Origin of the sequence: Glutamicibacter ardleyensis, assembly GCF_014644555.1 — a bacterium.
In the GTDB taxonomy this organism is placed as follows: Bacteria; Actinomycetota; Actinomycetes; order Actinomycetales; family Micrococcaceae; genus Glutamicibacter; species Glutamicibacter bergerei.
In genome coordinates this window covers 62018-81945 of the sequence record NZ_BMKX01000013.1, presented here as the reverse complement: position 1 = coordinate 81945, position 19928 = coordinate 62018, and the positions used below count along the sequence as shown (strand labels likewise).

16 protein-coding genes and 2 pseudogenes are annotated in these 19928 nt (G+C 55.8%); 8 read left to right on the top strand and 10 right to left on the bottom strand.

What is annotated here, in order from left to right:
- Positions 1–232: 232 nt before the first annotated feature.
- The 4 genes and pseudogenes from IEX04_RS17765 to IEX04_RS19185 all read left to right on the top strand — a co-directional run.
- Positions 233–1129 (top strand): helix-turn-helix domain-containing protein, encoded by an 897-nt coding sequence (locus tag IEX04_RS17765; RefSeq protein ID WP_188687408.1) that lies wholly within the window; start codon positions 233–235, stop codon positions 1127–1129.
- Complete coding sequence (locus tag IEX04_RS17760) at positions 1126–2403, top strand: type II toxin-antitoxin system HipA family toxin (RefSeq protein ID WP_188687407.1); 1278 nt, start codon at positions 1126–1128, stop codon at positions 2401–2403. Before IEX04_RS17765 ends, IEX04_RS17760 begins: the two co-directional genes overlap by 4 nt.
- A 23-nt stretch (positions 2404–2426) precedes the next feature.
- Positions 2427–2582, top strand: a pseudogene (locus IEX04_RS17755) (IS1380 family transposase); the annotation flags it as partial.
- A gap of 28 nt (positions 2583–2610) precedes the next feature.
- Positions 2611–3492: pseudogene (locus IEX04_RS19185) on the top strand (IS3 family transposase); the annotation flags it as partial.
- A 424-nt stretch (positions 3493–3916) separates the two neighbouring features.
- Here the strand turns inward: IEX04_RS19185 and IEX04_RS17740 are convergent.
- The 3 genes from IEX04_RS17740 to IEX04_RS17730 form a co-directional block, all read right to left on the bottom strand.
- Complete coding sequence (locus tag IEX04_RS17740; protein WP_188687404.1) at positions 3917–4228, bottom strand: putative quinol monooxygenase; 312 nt, start codon at positions 4226–4228, stop codon at positions 3917–3919.
- A complete protein-coding gene (locus tag IEX04_RS17735; protein WP_188687403.1) occupies positions 4221–4784 on the bottom strand; it encodes a type 1 glutamine amidotransferase domain-containing protein in 564 nt (187 codons plus the stop codon). The genes IEX04_RS17740 and IEX04_RS17735 overlap by 8 nt, the downstream gene beginning before the upstream one ends.
- A 578-nt stretch (positions 4785–5362) precedes the next feature.
- Positions 5363–8008 carry an excinuclease ABC subunit UvrA gene (locus IEX04_RS17730; RefSeq protein ID WP_188687402.1) on the bottom strand — a complete coding sequence of 882 codons (2646 nt, stop codon included), beginning with the start codon at positions 8006–8008 and terminating at the stop codon, positions 5363–5365.
- A 553-nt stretch (positions 8009–8561) separates the two neighbouring features.
- On the opposite strand from IEX04_RS17730, the gene IEX04_RS17725 reads away from it, so the two are divergent.
- Positions 8562–9755, top strand: coding sequence for an alcohol dehydrogenase catalytic domain-containing protein (locus IEX04_RS17725; protein ID WP_188687401.1), 1194 nt, complete (start codon positions 8562–8564; stop codon positions 9753–9755).
- Between the two features lie 923 nt (positions 9756–10678).
- Here the strand turns inward: IEX04_RS17725 and nhaA are convergent.
- Positions 10679–12523 carry a Na+/H+ antiporter NhaA gene (nhaA, locus tag IEX04_RS17720; protein WP_188687400.1) on the bottom strand — a complete coding sequence of 615 codons (1845 nt, stop codon included), beginning with the start codon at positions 12521–12523 and terminating at the stop codon, positions 10679–10681.
- 204 nt (positions 12524–12727) lie between these two features.
- Here nhaA and IEX04_RS17715 point away from each other — a divergent pair, with 204 nt between their 5' ends.
- A complete protein-coding gene (locus IEX04_RS17715; protein WP_229677232.1) occupies positions 12728–13198 on the top strand; it encodes a DUF4113 domain-containing protein in 471 nt (156 codons plus the stop codon).
- 4 nt (positions 13199–13202) lie between these two features.
- Here the strand turns inward: IEX04_RS17715 and IEX04_RS17710 are convergent, their stop codons facing one another.
- The 3 genes from IEX04_RS17710 to IEX04_RS17700 all read right to left on the bottom strand — a co-directional run bounded on the left by IEX04_RS17710 (position 13203) and on the right by IEX04_RS17700 (position 14476).
- Positions 13203–13454 carry a hypothetical protein gene (locus tag IEX04_RS17710; protein WP_188687399.1) on the bottom strand — a complete coding sequence of 84 codons (252 nt, stop codon included), beginning with the start codon at positions 13452–13454 and terminating at the stop codon, positions 13203–13205.
- Positions 13455–13589: 135 nt separating this feature from the next.
- Positions 13590–14192: a hypothetical protein gene (locus tag IEX04_RS17705; protein WP_188687398.1), complete on the bottom strand. Its 603-nt coding sequence runs from the start codon at positions 14190–14192 to the stop codon at positions 13590–13592.
- A gap of 77 nt (positions 14193–14269) precedes the next feature.
- The gene (locus IEX04_RS17700) at positions 14270–14476 is read right to left on the bottom strand and encodes a ParA family protein (RefSeq protein WP_188687397.1); all 207 of its coding nucleotides are present in this window, start codon (positions 14474–14476) and stop codon (positions 14270–14272) included.
- Between the two features lie 360 nt (positions 14477–14836).
- Here IEX04_RS17700 and IEX04_RS17695 point away from each other — a divergent pair, with 360 nt between their 5' ends.
- Both IEX04_RS17695 and IEX04_RS18930 read left to right on the top strand, forming a co-directional pair.
- Positions 14837–15709, top strand: a complete 873-nt coding sequence (locus IEX04_RS17695) for a hypothetical protein (RefSeq protein ID WP_188687396.1) — start codon at positions 14837–14839, stop codon at positions 15707–15709.
- Between the two features lie 565 nt (positions 15710–16274).
- Complete coding sequence (locus tag IEX04_RS18930) at positions 16275–16400, top strand: DUF4113 domain-containing protein (RefSeq protein WP_229677239.1); 126 nt, start codon at positions 16275–16277, stop codon at positions 16398–16400.
- Here the strand turns inward: IEX04_RS18930 and IEX04_RS17685 are convergent.
- From IEX04_RS17685 to IEX04_RS17675, 3 genes are all read right to left on the bottom strand, one after another.
- Positions 16397–16750 carry a hypothetical protein gene (locus IEX04_RS17685; protein ID WP_188687395.1) on the bottom strand — a complete coding sequence of 118 codons (354 nt, stop codon included), beginning with the start codon at positions 16748–16750 and terminating at the stop codon, positions 16397–16399. The two genes, IEX04_RS18930 and IEX04_RS17685, sit on opposite strands and share 4 nt — an antisense overlap.
- A gap of 614 nt (positions 16751–17364) precedes the next feature.
- Positions 17365–17904 (bottom strand): ParB family protein, encoded by a 540-nt coding sequence (locus IEX04_RS17680; protein WP_188687394.1) that lies wholly within the window; start codon positions 17902–17904, stop codon positions 17365–17367.
- Positions 17901–18710 (bottom strand): ParA family protein, encoded by an 810-nt coding sequence (locus tag IEX04_RS17675; RefSeq protein ID WP_188687393.1) that lies wholly within the window; start codon positions 18708–18710, stop codon positions 17901–17903. Before IEX04_RS17675 ends, IEX04_RS17680 begins: the two co-directional genes overlap by 4 nt.
- Positions 18711–19928 lie beyond the last annotated feature (1218 nt).

Here is a 19928-nt window from a genome sequence, read left to right as displayed (position 1 = left end):
TTTACGTGACACTAAAATTGCAGAAAACCATACCATGACCGCAAGATGTCACTTATCCCGTTACTTATTCTAAGTCAGTCAATCCTGTACGTTTCCTTAATAAGTGACTAAAGCACAAGGTTAGTTAGCTTCATCCCGCAACCAACCTCAAGATGTTCACGATTGTGAACAAAATGAATTGTTTACACTCATGAACTTCTGATAATGTATACGAACCTGAACAATTCTAAAGATGGGCCCGGAAGTGGAACGAATAATTTCGAACGAGCTTCACCTCGGAGCATTCATCCATGATGCGCGAATTGAACAAAAACTCACGCAAGGCGCACTCGCAAGCAAAGCAGGCGTCTCACGCACTTGGCTCATCGGCATCGAACAGGGAATTCGCTCGGGGGCGGAACTGGGAAAAATCTTTGACACGCTAGAAGCTCTGGGAATCAGCATGAAACTCAGCCTTCCTGAAGCTCCTGAAGACTCATCGGAAAATGATGACCAGTCCAAGAAAAAAAATCCATCGCTGATTCCACAGTCGACCCTTGAGGCGATTCGCCGCGCCGCAGGTTTGACAACATTACCCGGCGCCCCTGCAGAGAATATCGTGAGCAACACGCTTAGCCGCGCTTCGAAGAGTCCGCTTCAGAGGAACAATGCCCTCATCGCCAAAGCCCTGGACCGCGCCACTGGAGGCTCCACCACATCCTCACTGAACCGTGTTTTGCAGGACCCCATTGAAAAAAACGCCAAGCTGATCAACAAGTCACTTGATCGTGCGTCGGGACGCACCTCGCTGAAGGCTCTGAATCGTATTACCGATGTCTCTCATTTAATCAGCCGACCATTATCTGAAATTCCCGACCCGCTGGAACGTGCCCGCAAGAACAACTCGCTCTCCTTAGCCACTGGCAAGCTTCTGGCTGAGGCCGCTGCGAAAGACCTATATAGGAATGCTGGTCAAACAGGACTCGCTGCGTTACGAAACAGTGCTTTAACAGGCAAACCGTTGTCCGAGATCGCACACAGCATACTTCGCTCATCCGACTCAGAGCACCTCACGACAAAGGGCAATGAAAAACTTAGTGACCCCCAGAGACCTACCCACAAGCAAGAACAAACTGGGGAAGAATCATGAGAAAACTCCTCACATTCCTCTACGGAGAACTCATCGGAGTCCTGGAGCAAAACGATTCAGGGCGTCGCTCATTTCAGTATGTGCGCGAAGCCCAACTCCCCTTCAATCTTTCCTTGGCACTGCCCTACCGATCAACTGAATATTCACCGAAGCTCACCGCAGCATTCATCGAAGGCCTCATCCCTGAACGTCGCGAAGTACGTGAAGCCTTCGCCCAAGAATTCGAAATCTCAGCTGACAACCCTTTTTCCCTGCTCGAGCACATCGGCTTGGATTGCGCCGGCGCGGTGCAATTCGTCCGCCCGGAAGAACTCGAAATGTTCCTCGCCCGCGAAGGCGAACTCATCCCCTATACCGACAAGCAAATAGGAGCCCGGCTTCGACGGATGAACGCCTCCCCTCAAGCATCATGGACCATGCACCGCGAACGGTGGTCACTTGCCGGAGCGCAAAGTAAATTCGCTCTGCGGTGGGACAACGGGTGGCACGAAGCAACGGGGACCGAACCCACTACCCACATTTTCAAACCAGGCATCCAGGACCTCAAAGAACAAGCACTGAACGAACATCTTTGTCTGAAAACACTGGGCAAAGTGGGCTTGAAGGTCGCCTCCACCGAATACACCACGTTCGATGCAGAACCCGCCATCATCATCGAACGCTACGACCGGGAACGAATCGGCAATGCCGTCACCAGAATCCACCAAGAAGACCTCTGCCAAGCCACATCCACCCTCCCCAGAAACAAGTACGAATCAAACAAGGGGCCTTCAGCGCTCAAAGTCATAGAAACTTTACGCCGAGCTAGAATTTCGGAAAGCGAGGTCCTCAAATTCATCGAGGGGCTCATCTCCAATTACCTCATCGGGGCACCAGATGCTCACGCCAAGAACTATTCCATCCTGCATCACTCCGACGGACATATCGAACTCGCGCCGTTCTACGACATTGCCTCAGGATTCCCCTATGAAACCGTCAGCGATGACGGGCTCCCAGGCAGAAACGACGAACTGCGTAAAGCAGCTATGGCGATCGGCGGAGAGCGGTTCTTCTACCGAATCAGCCGCAAGCATTGGACCAAATTCGCCCACGACGCCCGGATCAGCGAAGACTGGCTCCTGAACACTGTCGCCTATCTGGCCACTGCAATCCCCAGCGCACTCGCCCAAACCATTGAGGAAGAACCAGCTGCACAACACAGCGATTTACCCGGCCGACTCATTCCGACTGTGACTCAGCACTGCGAAAACGCTCTCACTAACCTCACCTCATAAGGTGAATTGTGTTCATTTTCTAATATTCGCTGCCGGTGCTCAAGGAACGGTTCATTCGGTGGTTCGATGAGAAGAAATATTGGGAACCAGCCCTGGATGCTGACGGGGATCAGCGTGATGATGGGTGGGTGATCGACGCGAGCAAGGTGATGGAGCTGAAGGACTACCCTTCGGGAACCGGGGGTCACCCCCGATCACCAGTTTGTTGAAGAACACCGAAACACCCACGCGGTGAAGCGGATGTGTGATGTGCTGGGGCTGAACCGCTCCAGCTATTACAAATGGCGGGAAACCCTCCAGAACCGGGCAGCAAGGCAGCAGCGGGACGAGGCGCTGCTGGAGCGTATTCGCCACCATTATCAGGAGTGGAACCGGACTTTGGGCTACCGGCGGATGAGCGTGGAGCTGGCCGAGGACCCACTGGTCAGCGACCCGGTGAATCATAAGCGGGTGGCCCGGTTAATGCGTCATCACAACATCGTTGGTGTGCATTTACGTAAGCCGAAATCCACCACGGCCAAGGATCCCGCAGCACAGGTGTTCAAGGACCTGGTGCGCCGTGACTTCACCGCCCAGGCGCCGGGCGAATTGTTCGTCGGGGACATCACCTACTTGCCCTACGGCACGCAAGGGAAGTTCTTGTACCTGGCGACGGTGCTGGATGTGTGTTCACGGCGCCTGGTGGGGTGGTCGATCACCGATCACCTACGTACCGAGCTGGTCGTCTAGGCCCTGGAAGCCGCCGCACTTGCCCGTGGTGGCTGGGAGGGCGTGAGGATGCACACGGATCATGGACGGCAGTACACCTCCTCGCAGTTCCAGACGGTGTGTCGGCGCTTGGGTGTGGTGCAGTCGATGGGCCGAATCGGGTCCAGTGCTGATAATGCCATGGCCGAATCGTTCAACGCGGCACTGAAGCGTGAGACCCTTCAAGGAGCCAACGGGTGGGCTTCCAAGGAGGCCTGTCGGCGCGAGGTGTTCCGGTGGATCGTTCGGTATAACAATCGTCGGAAGCACTCCTCGTTGGGTTATCAATCACCGATTGATTTCGAGCGGGATGATGAGGTTATGATGGAGCTCGCTGCTTAGCGTTTTATCCCCGGTGTCCATTTCCCGGGGGTCACCCCCAGACTAAGGTCGACCCGTCGTCCTACCATTGAGTATCGAGCTCCAGGCCTTTGAAGTAATGAAGGACACGAGACTAAACCCCATTGCATCGAGTCAGCTCCGGCCATCGAGCACATGGGATTTCACCAGAACTCCTTCACCACCATGAAACCAGGCGATACAGACCTGCAACCGGCTCGCCTGCCCTTCAACACCAGGATTCGTTCCTAATTAGCTGAATATTCCGGTGGGCTCGTTCGAATCAGAACCGAAGAGTCAATCATCCACTACTTAGCTACATAACATGCCCAGCTCTGGATTACTATGTGCCGTCAGTTGCCTTCCCGTTGTGTGTTAAAGCAGACCCATAAAGACCACACCCGCTAAAAGCGCTACAGCTAGTCCTCTACACGCTTTCACCGGGCAGCTTGTATGCAAGCACATCGATGTTCTGAATGTTCGGATCTACGCTGAACAGATCTGCTCCCTGAGCAGCGAGCGCCTGGCCAACACCTCCAGACAGGTGAGTCTGGCGGGCCTCGTCGTCTGGGAACACGTCAAAGATCCCGAAGGTCGATGCATCGAACTTCAAAGCGAACCAGGCCCGCGTTCCTTCTTCTTGCTCGACAATGGAGCGCGCGCTACGGAGAAACTCCGCGACTTCCTCTTCTTTGCCTGGCTTGGCCCGCAGCACTACCGACAATGCAACCTCAATCATGATCGCCTCCCTTGGCCTCGCTGAGCTGTTCTACGATCGCGGAGCAAAATGCCGGAAGATCGTCGGGCCAGCGACTGGTGATGAGGTTCCCATCACGTGCGACCTCTTCATCCACGACATTCGCACCGGCATTGCGCAAGTCGGTGCGGATACTCGGGTAGGAGGTCAGCGTCCGCCCTTTCGCGACACCGGCTTCGATCAGCGTCCATGGGCCGTGGCAGATCGAGGCGACCAGCTTGCCGGTGGCCATGAAATCGCGCACAAAACCTACCGCATCGGCGTCCAACCGAAGCTGGTCCGGGTTGACCGTGCCGCCAGGAAGCAACAGTGCGTCATAGTCATCGACCGAAACTGATTTCACCAGGGCATCTACCGAAAAGGTCCCCGCTTCATCCAGGTCATTCTTTCGGGCTTTTATCTCGCCCTCGTGCAGCGATAGCAACTCAGTCGTGGCGCCGGCATCAAGTAGCGCCTGTCTCGGCTGTTCCAGCTCGACGCGCTCCACGCCGTCTGCGGCAAGGATCGCGACCCGTTTGCCTTTCAATTCGTCTGCCATCTTGTGCTCCGTTACTGTAAGAGGTGGTGAACTGCCTGTGTAGGCGGCCATCAGCTGTCCATAGAGGACAACATAATCTAGGTACAGCACTACCTTGGGCCAGTCGCCAGCGTACTCATCGAAGTTCCATCAGGCATCAGCCCGCCTGCCCCAAGGACAGGGCGTGGGTGACTACCAGATGCGGCGTTGTCTTGTCGCCAACGATGAGATCCCTGCGTCGACCGTTCTACTTTTACATCAGGGCCAGACTTGAGATAACGACTGGCCCTTTCGAGCAGTGTATACCGTAAAAGAACCGGTGCATATCGCAATCGCGGGTTCTTTGGCTTTCCTTTCTCATCTGATCCGCCCCAGGGTCTTGAGGCTTAAAACGCCTACCAACCGATGCCGCCACTGAACTGCACCAGACGATTCAGGGATATGCCAGGTACCCAGGGAATTTTGTTCGGGTAGCCCAATCGCTCACCGTCAATGCCTGCGCCACAAGCACGCAACCTTGATTCCATATCAGGCAAAGGACATACTCTTTTGATGTGCCCACCAGGTGGGCCCTCGCCCACCATGAAGCCCACCGTCGCTCACCCGCGGGAGGCGGCCTCATGCAATGCCGTCTTGAGGTACGGTGCCGACGCGCCGACTCCGCGCGAGGCGACTTCCTCGGGAGTTCCTTTGGATACCACTATGCCCCCGTCCTCACCCGCGCCCGGCCCGAGGTCGATGACGTAGTCGGCCACTGCGACAACGCGCATGTCGAGCTCGACCGCGACAACAGTATTTCCTGCTTCAACGAGTGTCTGTAGGTGAGCCACAAGCCGGTCGGAATCTGCACAGTGGAGCCCTGACGTAGGTTCGTCAAGTACATAAAGAGTGTCTCCACGCTGGGATCGTTGAAGCTCAGAAGCAAGCTTGACTCGTTGCGCCTCACCTCCGGACAGCTCGGTAGCCGGCTGTCCGAGCCGCAGGTACCCGAGACCGACGTCGATCAGCGCCCTGAGCGAGCGCATGATATCGAACTCCCCATGGAAGAAATCGTGGGCCTCCTCAACACTCATGGCGAGAATCTGCGCGATGTTGCAGCCGCGCCAGATGATCTCCAACGTGCTGGATTGGTAGCGGGTACCGTGGCAGTCGGGGCATTCGGTGTAGACCGAGGGCAGGAATAGCAGTTCTACCATCACCGACCCTTCTCCCTTGCAGGTAGGACAACGGCCACCAGCGACGTTGAAGGAGAATCGACCCGGTTTGTACCCGCGTGCACGAGCCTCGGGCGTTTCGGAGAACCTCCGTCTCACATGATCAAACAGCCCGGTGTAGGTGGCGACGTTCGAACGCGGGGTGCGTCCAATAGGCCTCTGGTCAATGCTTACGACGCGGCGCACCGCAGAGAGGTCTCCACGGACCGATCCTTTGACCTCCTCGGGTTCATCCGACAGCAAAAGCTCGTCATCTTCGGGCGTGTCAGTATCCTCCGCCTGCGCAGTCCGACCCAGTCGTTCGCCGATCAGCGCCGGTAGCGCCTGGCTGACTAGGCTCGACTTGCCTGATCCTGAAACTCCGGTGACCGCGGTGAACACCCCGAGCGGAATGGACATCGACACATTGTGCAGATTGTTACGGGTGACTTGCTCGAGGCGCAGCCATCCCTGTGGCTGGCGGGGCGTCCGCTGAAGCAGTCCGCTGCTCTCGAACAGATACCCGCGGGTGACGGATTCCTCCACCTCTGCGAGCCCTTCGGTAGGCCCGCTGTAGACGACGCGACCGCCGCGTTCTCCCGCGCCGGGTCCGATGTCGACCAGCCAGTCAGCATGGCGCATCACGTCCACCGAATGTTCGACGACGAATAGACTGTTGCCTCGCCGCTTGAGCCCGTCGAGAATGCCGAGCAGCGCGCTGACATCCTGCGGATGCAATCCAGCGGAAGGTTCATCGAGAACGTATACCACCCCGAAGAGTTCAGAGGTCAGTTGGGTCGCCAGACGCAGTCGTTGCAATTCTCCGCCGGAGAGTGTGGGAGTGGTTCGCCCCAGGGAAAGATACCCCAGCCCTAGGTCAATGATGGGCCGTAGCCTATTGACGAGTTCTGCGCCCAGGCGGGCTGTGGCGGCCAGCCTTCCCGCTGAGTGGTTCGCTTCTCTGACATCGACGCGTTGCTGCGCTGCATCTGGTTGGGCTGCGTCGTCTGTTGTGTGACTCGCTTTCTCGATCCCGTCGAGATCAGCGGTGGCCTGCTCGACTGCTTTTTCGATCAGCACCGAGAGTTGTGCCAGCGGCAGGCTGGAGAGATCTGAGACATCGAGGCCTTCGAACGTCACCGATAGGGCCTCCGGCTTGAGCCGTTTACCATGGCAAGCGGGGCAAGGAGAGACTGTAAGGAACTGCGCCACGCGTCGCTTCATTGCCTCGCTCTTGGTATTCGCGAACGTGTCGAGCACGTACCGGCGAGCACCGACGAACGTCCCAGAGTAGCTAGGCTCTACACCCTCCGCGATTGCGGCCCGTGCCTCGGCGAGAGTCAGCCGCGAGTGGACCGGGACATACGGTGTCTGATCTGTATAAAGGATCCAGTCACGTTCTTCCTTTGGCAGATTCTTCCAGGGGACGTCCACGTCGTACCCGAGGGCGACAAGCACATCGCGCAACTGATGACCGTGCCAGGCCTTTGGCCACGAAGCGATAGCCCGCTCGCGAATCGTTAGCGAGGGGTCGGGCACCATCTTGTCCTCGGTGACCTCGTACACCCGGCCAATGCCGTGACACTCCGGGCAGGCTCCCTGCACAGTGTTGGCAGAGAAGTCTTCGGCGTAGAGCATCGGCTGATCATCAGGATAGTGTCCGGCCCGGGAATAGAGCATGCGCACTAGCGAAGACACCGTAGTGATGCTACCGACCGAAGAGCGAGCGCTACGACCTCCACGTTGCTGCTGAAGAGCAACGGCCGGCGGCATACCTGTAATCGAATCGACGTCCGGAACGCCAGCCTGGTCAATCAGACGACGCGCATAGGGAGCGACCGACTCTAGGTAGCGGCGCTGGGACTCTGCGAACAGCGTTCCGAAAGCCAGAGAGGACTTCCCCGAGCCAGAGACCCCGGTGAAAACCACCAGCGCATCACGGGGCACCGTGAGATCGATATTTTGAAGGTTATGTTCACGAGCGCCTAAAACACTCACGTTTGGCTGAACGGGCAAGGACTGCGCTGACGCGGGCACGGATGCTTTGACCATACTCGCGATACTAGCAACTACTAGCGACGCGTTTGACCAATCTCGCAGGCTCCGGGGACTAAATTTCTGACGGTTCACGTGTCTGTGGCACGCTTTGTGAACGCGAGGAAAGACCAATCCGCTGGGCGTGGCGTTCTACCTTTAAGGCGGTCCTCATGTAATTCAAGAACAGACCAACCAAGGCCTCTTCGCAAAAAGGTGTTTACCCAATGCTTATGTCTATGCATTGACCCGATTCATTTATGGCCCGACCAGCATGGCTAAGGAACCGAAACCCATGGATTTCCGAGTTTCACACCGAGCGATCAGTCCCTGACACGCGTCGCACCACCTCGCAACGATACCAACTCAAAAGAGAACACCACCGCCAACCTGGGATCCAGCTCCTAAGCGACCTGTAAATCACCTAGCAACGTGCCACAGTAATCAAATAACCCTTGATCTGAATTTCTGGCGGGTCTATGCTCGGCAATAGCTAGAGTCGCGGAACACGGACTCCTAAATAATTGGGGCACCGTCGCGCTCAGGCCAACCACCAATAAAGGAGATCGTCATGGCAAGTAGTAATCGCGCCGTCGTATTCGACGGCGTCAAGAACATGCGCGTTGAATCCCTCGACTTCCCGAAACTCGAAATGCCGAACGGCAAGAGAGCACCTCACGGAGTCATCCTCAAGATCGTCGCCACTAATATCTGCGGATCCGACCTGCACATATACCGTGGCTCCTTCCCCGTCCCCCAGGGCATGGTGATGGGTCACGAGATGACCGGGGAAGTCATCGAAGTCGGCGCCGACGTCGAGTTCCTCTCCGAAGGTGACATCGTCTCAGTCCCCTTCAACGTCGCCTGCGGTCGCTGCCGCAACTGCCGCGCTCGTCGAACCGATGTGTGCGAGACCGTAAACCCCGACACGGCCTGCGGCGCCTACGGGTTCAACCTGGGTAACTGGCAGGGTGGACAGGCCGAGTACATGTTCGTCCCCTACGCAGACTTTCAGCTGCTTCGTTTCCCCGACAAGGACCAGGCTATGGAGAAGATCCGTGACCTCGCCCTGCTCTCGGACATCCTGCCCACCGCGTTCCATGGCCTCATGGAGGCCGGCGCCAAGCCCGGCTCGACCGTCTACATCGCCGGCGCAGGACCCGTCGGCCGTTGCGGGGCAGCAGCAGCACGTCTATTAGGTGCCTCATGCATCATCGTCGGCGACTACCATCAGGACCGTCTGGACCTGATGAAGAACAACGGCTGCGAGACCATCAACCTCAACGAAGATGTGCCCTTGACCGACCAGATCGAGGCTATCCTCGGCGAACCCATGGTGGACTGCGCTGTCGACTACGTTGGTTCTGAAGCCCACGGCATTGGCCGTGAGTCCAAGGACATGAACCCTGCGTACGCCATCAACCAGGTCATCGACGCTACCCGTGCCGGCGGCGCCACCGGCATCATCGGCGTCTACGGTCCCGACCCGCTGGCCACGTCCAAAGCCGAACAGGAAGGTACATTCTCTCTCGACTTCGGCAAAGCGTGGATCAAGTCCCCTAGAATTTCCGGCGGCCAAGCCCCGATCATGCATTACAACCGCGACCTGATGATGTCGATCCTGTGGGACCGGATGCCCTATCTGAGCAGCATGCTCAATACCAAGGTCATCAGCCTCGACGAAGCCCCGGAGGCCTATGCCACCTTCGATAGCGGCGTTTCGGAGAAGTTCATCATTGATCCCCACGGCATGATCCCGTCCTGATCCTTGCCCGTGATCCCCGCTCGGAGCTGTTCTAAAACCAGGTCCGTGCGGGGCCGACCCCACCTCTGCTAGCCTGATGCATCGCTCACCTCGGAATACCACACGGGTCGATGAGATTGATTACTGGCGACACCCCGACGAGAAGCGTACGTCTTGGCCAGGATAGATCCCATCGGCGCCGGACTCGGAAGGGTGAACTGACGAGGCTAGAACGCAGACTTTTATCTATTCACCAAACGGAGTTGCTCGCAGGATGTCCTGCGCTACCGTTTCGACAACGATCCGGCGATGTTCAAGGCGATTTCCATTTCCTGTTTCAGATCTCCGCGATCTGCTCGGCGGTCAACTCTGACGCGAAGCACTTATTTTCTCGGGCTTGCTCGTCATCTAGGACAGCGCGATCCCGTCACCGTTGCAGCCCGGGGGTTACTACTAACAGGTACTGTTCGTTCTCCCGACGACGCGTTCGCTCGAGTCGTCGTGGGCAGCAACAACTTTGGTTGGGCGAAGCATTTCGGCTTGGTGGCGTGAGGGGATCAGTCGCTGCTTTCTCCACGAGCCTCGCCCCAGATCCAGGGTGGCGATTCCTCCGGAGCGAACCTACGCCCTCAGGCGCAGTCAGGCACTGGCTTTTGCCCGGTCCCCCGATCATCGACTTTCACTCCAAAAAGATTGTCGACGAGTGTCACACGCCGCCCACCCTAGAAGGGTAGACGACAGACCCCTGAGAGGTGGCACCGTCTTCCAGTGCCGGCACGCGCCGCGGGCATCTGCAGTCGAAAGCCACCACTGGATCAACCGACGACACGAACTCGGCAAAAGAACGCGCCTGCACCATCACCGTCGTCAGCAGCTGAGGAAAGACGGGCAGGGAAATCGATCGAACGCCTCGCCCTACCTTGTTTCAGGCCTGATGGTCAGCATCAGGCTTGACTCTCCTTGGTGCGTGCCCCACGACGGCTGGATTCCAACGTCGCGGTCAATGTGCGTGCATCATAGCTTCCCGTCAGCCGGCAACCATCAACGAAGAACGTCGGGGTCGCATGGGCCCCACTTGCCGTTGCGCTTGCCGTATCCCGCTCGACCCTCGCGGCAACTTCAGCGCTGTCCAGGTCTTTAACGAAAGCCTCGACATCGAGACCAAGCTCAGCCGCATAACCGATAAGATCCTCGCGTTCGAGAGCGTGCTGACGAGCGAAGACGAAGTCAAGCCAAGGCCAGAACATGTCCTGCTTCGCGGCCGCTTCTGCGGCCCGTGCGGCGAGCGGGCCGTGAGGATGATGAGGAAGATGCCTCACGACGTAGCGCAAATCGTCCCCGAAACGCTTGTGCAGATCCTCCCACGAACCGGTGGCATGCGCACAGTACGAACACTCAAAGTCCACGAACTCCACCAAGGTGAGCTGGGCGTCCTCGGAGCCGCGGATATGGTCCACCTCGGGATCCACCGGAGAGTCAAGCGTCATCGGCAGATCCGCGGTCTCTTCTCCCCACCGACGGGCCGCGACCTTGAAGATCGTCCAGCCCAGAACGGTGGCGAGCGCCATCGCCACAAGAACACCCACAGTCGCCTGACGCCCCAGATCTGAGGAGGCGTCGAAAGCAAGGCCGATGATCAGCAACGACATGGTAAAACCGATCCCTGAAAGAGCTGCCCCGCCAAACACGCTACCCATACCGACTCCCTCCGGAAGTCGGCCTGCGCCCATCCGAACAGCGAGGAACGTCGCGATCCCGACTCCGAGGAACTTGCCCAGCACGAGCCCCGCGATAACACCCCACGTCACCGACGAGCTTAGGGCTTCGGCCATCACGCCACCGCGCAGGTCAACCCCAGCATTCGCCAAGGCGAAGATCGGCACGACCACCAACGCCGTGGGTAAACGAAGATACTCGTGCAACCGCTCATTGACTGACACGCCCTTAGACAACCCCCGTCCCACGGCACGCGCCGAGGAAGCGCTAGGAGACTGCCAAAAGTCGCGAAACAGCTGCCGAGCGGCGACCACTTTATGCCGCCGCGTCGGGTAAGCCGGGACGAGAAGCCCAGCAATCATGCCCGCCAGCGAAGCATGGATGCCAGAAGACAGCGTCGCTAGCCACAGCACAATGACGATCCCTACGTACGGGGCGGCGCTCCACTGCCGAGAACGATCCAGTAGCCACAACGCAACAAGGCAGCCTAGAGCAATCAGCAGCGGGACGAGCCGAATCTCATCACTGTAGAACACACCAATGATCGACACCGCAAGGAAATCATCGACCACCGTAAGGGTCAAAAGGAAAACGCGTAACTGCCCTGAAAGTCTAGGGCCAACGATCGCAAGAGCCCCGAGCATGAAGGCTGTGTCCGTGCCGACAACCGCTCCCCAACCCTGGAGCCCGTCGCCACCGGACGCGCCCACGACTAGAACATAAACCACCGCTGGTACCGCAACACCCGAAATGCCCGCGATCGCAGCCAGACGAGCGCGACTGCTATCCCGCAGGGCCCCATGTGCAAATTCCTGGCGCACCTCGAGACCCACGACAAAGAAAAACACGACCATCAGTCCGTCGTTAATCCAGTGGTGTAGATCCAGGTGCAGTCCAAACGGGCCGACGTCGATGCCCATGCTCTGGCGCCACAGGTCGAAGTAGGAAGAGGACAACGGCGAATTCGCCCAGATGAGGGCGAAGGACGTGACGACGATGAGAAGCACGGCCGAGCCAGACTCCGTGCGCAGTCTTCCGGCTATGCCGCGCGGGGGCGAGGTTGAGTGTGACACAGGTTAACTATGCATGAATGTACTCGTCTCCTGCAATTACGCATCGGACAAATCCCTTCGTATTCTCGCCCTTACCTCGGGCGGATTCAGCATCACCCGCCACCCGCGAGAGAAAACTGCACTTCCCAGCGGTCCTGCTCGGCACCTGGTGGCGGGTGTCTTGAAATACCAGGACTTCATTACCGGGTGGGGATGGAGCAGGTGATGGGGATTTATGCGCAGCAAGCCTCGGCAAGATTGCACAAGCACCAGAAGCAAGCAAAGATTCTGTCTGCGTGGGCGATGACCAGCTATTACAACCAGCATCAGGATCATCAGCCAACTATCACGGTCAAGCTCCCTGGGCCGAGTGCTGACCCTGTGGTGCTCACTAAGGCAGCAAAGCAGCTGCTCCCCCAGATCCTGGTCGGGGTGAGATACGCACGCGCAGGGGTGGTGGTCATGGATCTGCAGCCGGTGGCGATGCAGGAGACGTTTGACCCGTTTGTTTCGGCGCATGAGGCGAAACAGATCGGCCCGTTAATCGCCCAGATCCGGGCTGAGTGCGGTGTGAAGTCGATTGGTTTAGGTGCTGCCGGTCTACAGCGAGGGCCAGCGTGGGAAATGCACCGCGAGATGATGAGTCCGCGCTATACGACGCATTGGCGGGAACTGATGACCGTGAAAGCAGCTTAGGTCTTTAGCCGCGGTCTACGCGTATGGCGAGTGGTTGGTGCCCTTCGGGCACCTTGGCTCGTGCTGCGTCCCGAGCTTCTTCGTATGTGGCTGCTTCTGCCTCGTAGTAGGTGACGGCCTGATTGGCTGGATTTTCTGCGGAGAAGCTAACTTTCACGATTTTTGTTTTCTTTCGTGGTTCATTTGTCTTTGATTTATTCGCCACCACCCCCGCCTGAGTCCGTGCACGGCCCAAGATCCCATGACGTTTGGTCACTCAGGTACCGCAACTTTTGGGTTGTGTGCGGGTGGTCGGTTGGTTCCTGCTGTCCACGTGTGTGCCGGAAAAGCAGCGGAGCGGGAGGGCTTTTGCTGTGCACAGGTGGATAGGAGGCTTAAACCGCTACTGAAACTATCGGGTCAATCTGTTTGGCAGTCGCTCCGGTGGCGTTGGCAGCGTTCCCCCGTTGCGTTCCTGCGCTGCATGGATCGCTGAGTCTAGTGCCTCACCACACCATGCGCTGTCCGACAGCCATCGCTCTATCGCGTGTTCCTCGTTGATCGCTGCGCGCATCTTCTGAACCGCTTCGGTAGGCACATTGAAGGAACGGGAGCTACCGGTGCGCTTCTCTGCTCGTGCTGGTCGCTGTATGGCGTTTTTCTGACGTTGCTTTGGGCTGCGCTTCGCGTGGGTGGTGAGCGCTTCACCAATCCAATTAGTGAAAGTGTTAGCTTCTCCCTCATTCGTCCAGTCGGCCAAATATGCGGCCTTGGAATTGATGAACTGCTCAGGCGTGAGATAGATACCCACGCGTGTCACATCAATGGTGCGCGCTGGCCGTCCTGCCGTCTTAGCTCGCTTGGGTGCTTCGGTTTTGGTCTCTCGCGTAGGCAACATGGCTGGTTCCTGGACTACCGGCGCGACTGGTGCCGCTTCTTTGATTGCTGGCTTATCCTCGCGGCTAATCGCGTCATTGTTGCGGTCGGCTAGAGTTCGGCGTTTTGGTGCAGCCATGTTGTCTCCTTGGTTCACCCGGTCTAGTAAGTCCGGTAAGTCTTTATAGTTTTGCTGGTTCTTCTGGTCTAGCTGGTTTAGGCAGTCACTCTTGTCTTGATGACAGGGGCTAGAGCGGCCGCATAGTCCTCCACAATGGGCGTTCCTGGCGCGTAGAAGCTGACCGGCATTCCTGCCGTGTATGCGTCACGTACGGCCACGGCTTCGCGTACTGGGCTAGTGACACGTCCTGGGTATCGGGCCTGTAGCTGTTCTACGATTTCGCGGTCTAGTAAACGGCGCACATCGTACCGAGTAGGAATGAGCCAGTGGATCTGCTGACCGGGACGCAGTCGCTTATTCTGTTTTTGGCCTCTGCTACTGGGTAGCGGTTCGTCTGCGTTTCACTCATTGGGTAAGTGGTTTTTGGGTTAGTTCTTTGGTTGTGAACTCTATTCCCGGTGGTTGAGGCGTGCTGTGTCGAGGGCCGCGAACACTTCCTTGCCGTCCCCACCTGGGTTGACGAGCCATTTCAAAATGAGTTTGATAACTATTTCATAACAATAATTCGTATAACTCCATGAAAAGAACAATGTTGTCTGGTACGTTTTTTATGCTTACTTTAGAATTAAGCGTAATTTGAACCAGAGACGGATGGTGGATTTTTGCAGATTAAGATGTTGTCCAAGGTTTCCCTGATTGCCGTTATAGCCGGCTCTTTGGCCGCTGTTGGTGTTGCTCCTGCTTCGGCCGATGCAATGCGGGAAAGGGTTTTTGACAAAGCTCAAGTTGCGTTGGGGCTTGATCCAGTTGATGCGCAGACGTCTGTTGCCGGTTTAGAGATTGAGCATGATGGCACCTCAGCAACGGCTGAATTTATGGATCTGTCCATTTCAGTCGATGCACTAACACCTCACTCCGACACGACTCGGACTGAGGACGGCGTTCGTGTTATGAGTCTTTTACAACTTGGCAATTCAAGTGCGGAATTCACTGTTGGTCTTCCAGACGGGGCTGATTTAGAGCGTTCAGGTGAGGGGTATCTAATTACTTCTCGTGTCGGGGACGGCAAGATCGTATACGGGGAAATAGAAACTCCTTGGGCTGTAGATGCCAACGGCAAGTCTCTTAAAACGTCTTACAGTTACGCTGATGGCGTTTTGACGCAGGAAGTGGATACTGAGGGAGCAAAGTTCCCGGTGGTGGCCGATCCGAAAATCAGATTTGGCACCTCGGACGGTCCCGGAATGTATTGGAACCTTTGGGGCCATGAAGCGAAAACCATTTCAGCTTTCGCGTTGTCAGTCGCAGGGCTGACTACTGCAGGAGGATGTGTAGTGGCAGGTAAGATGCCTAAGGCTGGATACATCATCCAAGGCATCTGTTCGTTTGTTGGAGTTCCAACGATGAAAGGAATCATTTCATCTGTTTCGAAGATTTTTAAGAGTACCAAGATTTCCTCGGCTGGGTGTTACCAGATCAAGATTGTTCCTCGGGGCAACAAGTTCAAGAAGGTGAACGCGAAAAATTGCAAATGAAAACAGTTAGACAGTTTGGGTGGTTGGTCCCGCTCATCATTTTCGGCGCGTTAGCAATCATAACGCCGGTTAATCCTTGGGTACTCGGCGCGCTTGCGCTTGCGACCGTCGGGGTCATTCATTTTGTTGCTATACAGATTGACCGAAAAAGGTCTGGATCTATTACTTCTAAATAAGTACAAAAGCGGCCGCCAACGTTGTACGTTGATGGCCGCTTTTGTGTCATCTTTTACTTCGGTAAGCGATACCGGAAAGTCCAAGTCTGAATAGGACGATGAGGACCTAAATAATCGCGTTTTACTCTACGAGGGAGATGACCAGACACAACAACCAACAGCAGAATCATCAGCCAGCCATCACGGAGCAGTTCCCTGGCCCGAGTGCTGACCAAGGCTGCGAAGCAACTACTCCCCTAGATCCTGGTCGGGGTGAAATGCGCACACGCAGGGGTGGTGGTGACGGATCTGCAGCCTGCGGCGATGCAGGAAACGTCCGAGCCCTTCGTCTCAGCCCATGAATCGAAGAGATTGGGCCGTTGATCGCGCAGAACCGCAGCCACCATGGGGTGAAATCTATTGGCTTAGGCACTGCCGGGTTGCAGCAGGGGCCGGCGTGGCAGATGCGCCGGGAGATGATGAGTCCGCGCTATACAACGCACTGGAAAGAGTTGCTGACTGTGAAAGCCGCTTAAGGGTGCCGATGCCGATAGACAGCGATCGCAGATTTTTTGGCTGCGACCGATGGATGAGTAAATATGATTGCAACGACCAGAAGAACAGTAATCATCCCTGCGTAGGTAATCAGAAGTTCTTTTCCCAGATAGGTTCCCGAGGCACTAGCGGTTGCGATCGTGATCGCGATGAACGTGAGCAATATTGTTAGTACCGTGACAATCTGCTTGAAGTTGCTGCTCTCAAACTCAACTTTTGCAAGTAAATGCTCAAATGGTTCGGTCATCGGCGGTTCCCCCACAGCAACCAATTGTTCATTGACGTACTTCGCGTACTTTTCTTTGAGCCCTTCGGATGCTCTGCAGTTCATTGGCTTCTTCTCTCTCCTCGGGACATTAGCTTTGAGCAGGAAGCATAGCTCGTGGAGTATTCCCAGGATCTTCCCCGCTGTATTCTTCGGTTTGGCTCAACGCCGCTACACACTTTGGAGAGGCCGTGCAGGGGTCACGCTCGTCTGTGGCGAGGAAACTCGGGTACTGCAACACGTGACTGGTGTGCGGGTGGTCGGCTGGTTTCTGCTGTCCATGTGTGTGCAGGAAAAGCCCGGAGGGTAGAGAGCTTTTGCTGTGCACAGGTGGGCAGGAGGCATATTCCTGTGTGGCGCGGCGTGCTGTCCATGAAGGTAGCGCACCCGGCACCGCGCCGCTTCCTAGGTCGCCTTTCCAAAGGACAGACTTCACATGCTGAGTTCAGGAGATTTCCTAACCAGTGACAATAAACTGGCGCAACTGAAATTCTCGCATTGGGATGGAAAGCTACCTATAGAAGAACTCATGGTGGTCTGTTCTAGTGAATATCGGCGGTCACGATACAGATGCTGATTCGAATGTTTTCACCCTTAGCTTCTCAGCGATTGTTCCAGGAAACCATGAGACTCTGTCGGACACACTGCACAATAGCGAGTTGATCTAAATGCCATCCATTCTAGAAACGCAATGGGCGTCCCTTTGGTATCTCCGCTTCTTCCCACACATAGGCCTGCCCACCATTGTGTTCATCCTCAAGACTGGTCACTTCTTGCAGCACGCACGCCCGCAAAAAATCATTCAGGCTAGCGTAGCGGTGGATGTGCCGAGTTGCCATGAACGTCTGCCGAATGCGATCGTGCTCATCGTCTGTGGGAGCCAAGGACATTTTGCGGCGCGACTTTGACTTGGGAGTTGGATCCTCGGACGGCTTGACCACTGCCGGTTGCGGTTCAGATTGGGAAACGTGCTCCGGTTCTGGAGCAACTTGTTGCACAGGTGTCTGTTGCACTGGGGCAATTGACTGTTGGATCTGTCCCGCCGGTGCCTGCTGGGCAGAATCCGGAGTCGCTGCCGCTGCTTGCTGCTCATCTTCTGGCGCAGACATTTCGGACACAACACTACGGCCTGCAGCCTTGCTCAAGCCCCGGTTTTTTTTGAGTCGCCCAAGCGCTGAGCCGGCGTCTCCCCCGCGTCCAGGTGTTGGAGTGGAAGTCATGACGCCGTTCCTTCCCATACTGCAGTCGCTACTCGTCTCAGCGATTTCAGCAGCAATGATGCTGAGTTTCCGTAGGATGCAAGCGGCTTCGCGGCCGCTTGTGCCTTGGCAAAAATTTCGCGGTCAGGTAATCCTGGATCAAGCACTAATTCGCCGTAGTCCTCTCGCATTTTACGCACCCAATGCTCTTGATCCACTCGGCCCTTGCGTAATTTGTTGACCACAATTCCGGCAACGTCTAGTTCGTCGTTTAGGTTTTCCTGCACCTCAGCGACAGTAGTGACAATTTCGGTAAGTCCCTCCACGGAGGAAACTCGGGCTTCACTGATGAATAGCGCATGGGTTGCTGCAGTCAAGGCATTCACAGTGAGCAAGCCAAGAGAAGGAGGACAATCAATTAGTACGATGTCGAAATCATCGACCGCTCCTTTAAGGGCATTACGTAGACGCCGTTCACGAGCCATCATGGAGTCACGTTCACGGGAAGCAAGGTTGCGCTCGGAAGCAATAAGGGAAAGGGTCGGGAATTTACCCTGCCAGGCCTCCCCCGCTGGAATGATCGCGTCAGCTGCAATGCCTGGGGTGATCTTATGGTTCTGCTCTTCGTCACCGTATAGAACATCGTTTAGGGTGAATTCCGGGTTGTACACGCCTAATGCTGAGGTCGTGTTCTTTTGAGGGTCCGCATCGATCACCAGGACCCGTTTGCCATGGTCGCGTGAAAACACCTCAGCAAGACCTGTGACGAGGGTGGTCTTCCCGACCCCGCCCTTTTGGTTGCAAACTGCGATGATTCGCGCTGGCATATTGCCTACTTTCGAGCCGTCGATGACGGGATACCGGCTTATTGCGCTGCAAAAAGTATACGAAGTAGGCCGGCAAACCATATTTCTTAAACACACGCTAGACGGGATGCGGGGCTGTTTGCCACGCGCCACGCCTAAGCGTTTCAGAAAAAGTTACAGATTCATGAAAGGTACCTTTTGTACCTAAAGCCCTGAAGGATACTTTGAGTTAAAGGTACCTTTAGAGCATATAGAACTTATGGAGCCAACGACTCTCTAGAAAAGAGCGCCTTGTTCTCAACCTGACACTAAAGGTACTTTTTGTACCTCGGGAACCTTTGGAATTTTGTAGGTGCTGCAAATAGGAGGACTCGTCAAATAGTCCTCCGTTTCAAACAGTCTCAATTGTTTGCGTTACGTAGCAATATTTGTTGAGCTTACGCATGGGTGTAAAGTCTTCTCCGTCTGGCTATATTTGCACCTTTGGAACTAAAGGTACCTTTTGCAGCATTATTTCCGAGTCTTCAACAAACTTTTCAATAATGGTACCTTTAGATATTTAAGAACCTTTTACGTGTAAGGTGCAGAAGGAGTCAACACGACAGATGGTTCACGTTACGACTAACCAATAGAGTCTTTGGCCTCAACGGCGCGAAGGCTTTTTTCGTTTTAAGGGCTTTGAAGAGCTTTCAATGAAAAGAGGCTGCGGTTTAAGTTGCGAGGTCTAACTGAATTTTCATCAAGCACGCGTTGAACGTTCATCCTGCCTAAATTGATCCGATGAGTGCCATCAGGGGCTCAGTGGGTATGAGTTCGCTATTGAGAAGCTCTACCAACTCCTTCCGCGAAGAGCATATGCTCTGTGGTGGCATCGCAGTCCTAGTGAAGAAGGTACCTTTCTGGTGGGGTCGCGTGAGATGGTCGATGGTTCTCCATCGACTGTTTGCAGCGTAGATGCAGACTGGCGGGACTAACTGCTTGACTGGCGACCTTGGTGCGATACGTTCGAAATGATCATTAAGTACTAAAGGTACCTTTTGCACTATTACTGGTCATTGTGGTGATGTTCGTGAATAAGAATAGTCGTGAAACTGACATCTCGGAAGCGCATCCTGCGGGCCTAGGAGGCGAAAGGGAACAAAAGGTACTTTTAGAGCTATCTTTCATTTAGTAGCAATCGCTTACGCCCGCAACGGATGTGAGCGATAAGTATACGGATTTTGGCCACCGTGAAGGGCC

What these genes read in the sequence shown, in the direction of transcription:
- IEX04_RS17765 (WP_188687408.1), top strand. Translation starts at nt 233, where the DNA reads ATGGGCCCGGAAGTGGAACGAATAATTTCGAACGAGCTTCACCTCGGA.
- IEX04_RS17760 (WP_188687407.1), top strand. Translation starts at nt 1,126, where the DNA reads ATGAGAAAACTCCTCACATTCCTCTACGGAGAACTCATCGGAGTCCTG.
- IEX04_RS17740 (WP_188687404.1), bottom strand. Translation starts at nt 4,228, where the DNA reads ATGATTGAGGTTGCATTGTCGGTAGTGCTGCGGGCCAAGCCAGGCAAA.
- IEX04_RS17735 (WP_188687403.1), bottom strand. Translation starts at nt 4,784, where the DNA reads ATGGCAGACGAATTGAAAGGCAAACGGGTCGCGATCCTTGCCGCAGAC.
- IEX04_RS17730 (WP_188687402.1), bottom strand. Translation starts at nt 8,008, where the DNA reads ATGGTCAAAGCATCCGTGCCCGCGTCAGCGCAGTCCTTGCCCGTTCAG.
- IEX04_RS17725 (WP_188687401.1), top strand. Translation starts at nt 8,562, where the DNA reads ATGGCAAGTAGTAATCGCGCCGTCGTATTCGACGGCGTCAAGAACATG.
- IEX04_RS17715 (WP_229677232.1), top strand. Translation starts at nt 12,728, where the DNA reads ATGGGGATTTATGCGCAGCAAGCCTCGGCAAGATTGCACAAGCACCAG.
- IEX04_RS17705 (WP_188687398.1), bottom strand. Translation starts at nt 14,192, where the DNA reads ATGGCTGCACCAAAACGCCGAACTCTAGCCGACCGCAACAATGACGCG.
- IEX04_RS17685 (WP_188687395.1), bottom strand. Translation starts at nt 16,750, where the DNA reads ATGAACTGCAGAGCATCCGAAGGGCTCAAAGAAAAGTACGCGAAGTAC.
- IEX04_RS17680 (WP_188687394.1), bottom strand. Translation starts at nt 17,904, where the DNA reads ATGACTTCCACTCCAACACCTGGACGCGGGGGAGACGCCGGCTCAGCG.
- IEX04_RS17675 (WP_188687393.1), bottom strand. Translation starts at nt 18,710, where the DNA reads ATGCCAGCGCGAATCATCGCAGTTTGCAACCAAAAGGGCGGGGTCGGG.